This is a genomic window from Sphingomonas sp. LH128, assembly GCF_000293195.2.
Classification (GTDB): Bacteria; Pseudomonadota; Alphaproteobacteria; order Sphingomonadales; family Sphingomonadaceae; genus Novosphingobium; species Novosphingobium resinovorum_A.
Window position 1 is genome coordinate 1 of record NZ_ALVC01000333.1, and the last position, 3,698, is coordinate 3,698.

Genomic DNA, 3,698 nt, shown 5'->3' on the forward strand with positions numbered 1-3,698 from the left:
ACGGCCGTCACGGTCGAGCAGGGCGCTGGTCTCGCTCCGTTTCGCCGGGCGCTCGCCGGAAGGCTGCCAGTAGACTTGCGTGGTGGCGCTGCGGCTGTTGGGAAGGGAAATGTACCAGCTCTTCGCATCCGGGGCGACGGTGTTCAGATAGCGCATCGCACCTTGCGCGGCGATTGCCGGGTCGGCGTCGCCTGTCACTTCGGGCTGCATCCAGCGGGTGATCTCGTCCTGGAAGTAGGCTGCGGTCCCGGTGGCGAACATTGCGAAGAGCAGCCATCCGAGGAGCAACCCGCTCCAAGTATGAAACAATGCCATCGATTGGCGAAGGCTGTCCTTCATATCCGCCCTCCCATCGAGAGGGAGAACCACAATGCAGCGCCGAGCAACAGTCCGGAGCCTGCCAGCCACAGCCAGAGCCTGACCACCGAACGCGCTCCGAAGGCCACGAGCGCGAGCACGGCGAACAGGGCGAAGGAGGCCAGGGTTGCGGCCACGCTTGCATTGGCCGGATCGACGCCCAGCCCCTGCCAGAGCAGCCGCGCAAGACAGGCTGTCGCAACGGACGTCAAAAGGTAGTTGGCGGGTATCGCCGCAATCAGCCGCGCGGCGATCTCGCAGCGACCGATGGTGCCGTTGCGTACGGTCATCGGCGAATTGCCGCCATGCGAATTTTCACGGAACCCCCTAATCGTAGACGTAACGATGTTATTGCGACGCACTCGCAATTTTCGCTAGTCGCCGTACGGGGCGTTGTCAACGGATGGGCGCGCGGCCCTAGCCGGTGGCTGGGACTTCCTTCAGGCAGTGCATCGAACGAAGGCGCGGCATCGGAATGCGCAGGGAAAAGGCTTCACCCTGCCATGCGCGCTCGACGATCCAGCTGTCTTCGTCAGCGCGCAGTGCATAAGTTCCGCGTGCGAACAGATCGGGCCGTTCACGCCGCCGGTCTAGCAGGACGCGGGTAAGCTCCAGCTTGCGCGCGGACAGGGGAGGCACCTTGCCCGATGCCATTGCGTTCCAGTCGATCGGACGGCGATTGTCCGGGTCGGTCAGCCCGATCGCCAATATCTCGCTGCCCTGGTAGACGTCGGGAATGCCGGGCGCGGTCAGTTGCAAGGCGGTCTGTGCCAGCACGACGGTTTCGATCGCGGCTTCGAACTCGCCGCGCAAATGGGCTGGCAGCAAGGCGCCGGCCGCCAGTTCGCGATGGAGCGTGCGGCACAGCTCTGCGACGGCAGCCTCCGCCGCCTCGTCGGGTGCCTCGTGCCGCGACATGTCCTTGCCTTCGCGCATGGCCTTCGCGATGTGCGCGTCGATACGTTCCGCCGCATCAGGTTCGGCGCGCAGCATCAGGGCCGTCTGCAGGGCATAGAGCGCCCATTGTTCCGGAACCCCCGCTTCCTGCGCGCGGCGCCGTGCATCGGCATAGAGCCCTCGCACAAGGTCCGGGAAATAGCCCAGCGCGATGAGGACGGCGCGCGCATCTGCCGAGCGCTTGGTGTCGTGGGTGGACACCGCATCCAGCGCGAGGGGTGTCAGGTCGGCACGCCTGGCCATGGCGGCGGCGAAGTCGGCAGCGTCGATGGTATCGAGTTCGGGTTCGGCACCCACTTCGCATAGCGGCAGAAAGGCCACGCTGCGGAAGAACACGGTGTCTTCCTCGGACTTCGCGGTCAACGCACCGGTCAACTGTTCGAAGCGGGCGGCAAATGTGCGTGCCAGTATATCGTCGGGCGCGCGCAGCAGATCGATCAGGCTCGCGGCCATGGGGTCCTCCGCCGCTAGGCCGATGGCCTCCGCGATTTGTGGGGTAAACGAGGCCAGATCGGCCGCGTAGGAGCGGTATACCGGCCAGATCGTCGCCAGCCGGCAGATCGCTTCCGTTATCTGCGGCCGAGTCTGCTCGCCGAGTGCGAGTGCTGCCAGCGCGGCACCCGTCACGCGGCGAAGTTCGGGCGTGAAGACCTCCTCCAGCAATTCCTGGCGGACCTTGCGGACTTCCTGTCCGTAGTCACGCGGGACGGCATCGGTCGACGCTTCGCGCACCGCCGCCAGGCCTTCGGGAGACGTCAGAAGGCGGGTAAGCGGGGTGATGAATTCGTAGCCGCTCATGCCTTCAACCGGCCAGGCAGGGGGCAGTTCTTCACCGGCCTTGACGATCTTTTCGGCCCATATCGGGGTGTCGCCCACTGCATCGCGCAGGCGCTGAAGGTAGCCGCCGGGCCGTGCCAGTCCGTCGATGTGATCGACGCGCAGGCCCTGGATATGGCCTGCATCGACCTGATCGATGATCCAGCGGTGAGTCAGCGTGAAGACCTCGGGGTCTTCCTGAAGGACGCCGATGAGGTCGGTGATGTTGAAGAAGCGGCGGTGGACGATACTGTCCGCGCTTGTCCGCCAGTCTCCCAGCGACCAGTGCTGCTCGGCCAGCAGGGCGCGGAGAGTCGGCGCGTCCAGCGAGCGCGCTGCGCCGCAGAGATGGCGGGAAAGGTCGGTCGGGCGCAGTGGATATTCGCGTTCGTAGACACGCAGGCGTGGGTCATCGCCATCTCCCGCCAGAGCGACCTGATCGGCTGGCAGCAGGTCTTCGATGGTTCCGTCGAGGACCGGAAAGTGCAGCGGCCCGGCTTCCCAGTCGATGTCGAAGATGCCGGCGTGCGCGCTGTCGCGGCCATGGCGCAGCACGTCCGCCAGCCACGGGTTTTCGGGAGTGAAGCCCATGTGGTTCGGCACGATGTCGATCACGATGCCGATCCCGGCGAGCGTCGCCGCCTGGCTCAGACGCTCGAAGGCTTCCTCCCCGCCCAGCGCCGGGTCGATGCGGGTGGGATCGATCACGTCGTAGCCGTGGGTCGAGCCTGCAGCGGCGTGGAAGGGCGGCGACAGGTAGAGGTGGCTGATGCCCAGCGTTCCCAGCCACGGCAGCAGTTCGCGCGCCTTGTCGAGGTCCACGCAGTTCCGTAGCTGGAGCCGGTAGGTGGCGACGAAGGGTATCGCTTGCGGCATCGGCATCACTCCGGTGAAACGGTCATCGACAGCGCGAAAGGGCTCGACGCATCGGCAAGCAGCAGGATCGGGTCGGGGAGGGGCTCGAACGGGGTGGTGGAGCCGCCCAGTTCGGCCCGCAGCCGCAGCGTTCCCGGCGCGAAGGACCATTGCGCCCCGATGCCGGAACCTTCTTGTCGAACGGCGGCGACCGGCTGCGGGTTTCGGGCGAGCAGGGGCGTCACATGCGTTCGGCGCAGGTCGAGCAAGTCACGCACGAAGGCTTCATGCTCCTGCTGGTCGGCCCGGACGGGACGGCCGATGCTGGACGCCATGAACGTTTCCGGCGCCACCGGGTCGGGAACCTCGCCGCCGAAGCTGCTGAAGCGGGCGAATTCCTGCGCCCGGCCCTTGCGGACGGCTTCGGCGAGGTCGCCCTCGAAATCGACGAAGAACTGGAAGGGCGCATCGGTGAGGAACTCGTCGCCCATGAACAGCATCGGCGTGAAGGGCGTCAGCAGGGTGAGTGCGGTCATCACGCGGTAGGCATGGCGGTCAGTGACGAGATGATGCAGCCGCTCGCCTCGAGCGCGGTTGCCGACCTGATCGTGATTGCCGAGGAAATTGACGAAGGCGGTGCGAGGAAGGTCGCCCGATGGTTCGCCGCGCGGGGTATCGTCGCCGTTCTCGCGCGGCTGGCCCTGCTCGACGTA

At 66.2% G+C, this 3,698-nt stretch carries 4 protein-coding genes; all 4 read right to left on the reverse strand.

The features are described from left to right. Window positions 1–339 (reverse strand): PepSY domain-containing protein (locus LH128_RS23550; protein WP_008832196.1); only part of this gene is annotated, 339 nt, incomplete at its 3' end. Further along, window positions 336–647, reverse strand: a complete 312-nt coding sequence (locus tag LH128_RS23555; protein ID WP_008832197.1) for a hypothetical protein — start codon at window positions 645–647, stop codon at window positions 336–338. The genes LH128_RS23550 and LH128_RS23555, both read right to left, overlap by 4 nt. A 127-nt stretch (window positions 648–774) precedes the next feature. Further along, entirely contained in the window at window positions 775–3,006 is a 2,232-nt protein-coding gene (treY, locus tag LH128_RS23560) for a malto-oligosyltrehalose synthase (protein WP_051211565.1), read from the reverse strand. A gap of 5 nt (window positions 3,007–3,011) precedes the next feature. After that, window positions 3,012–3,698: DUF3459 domain-containing protein (locus LH128_RS23565; RefSeq protein ID WP_008832199.1), on the reverse strand; the 687-nt coding region annotated here is incomplete at its 5' end.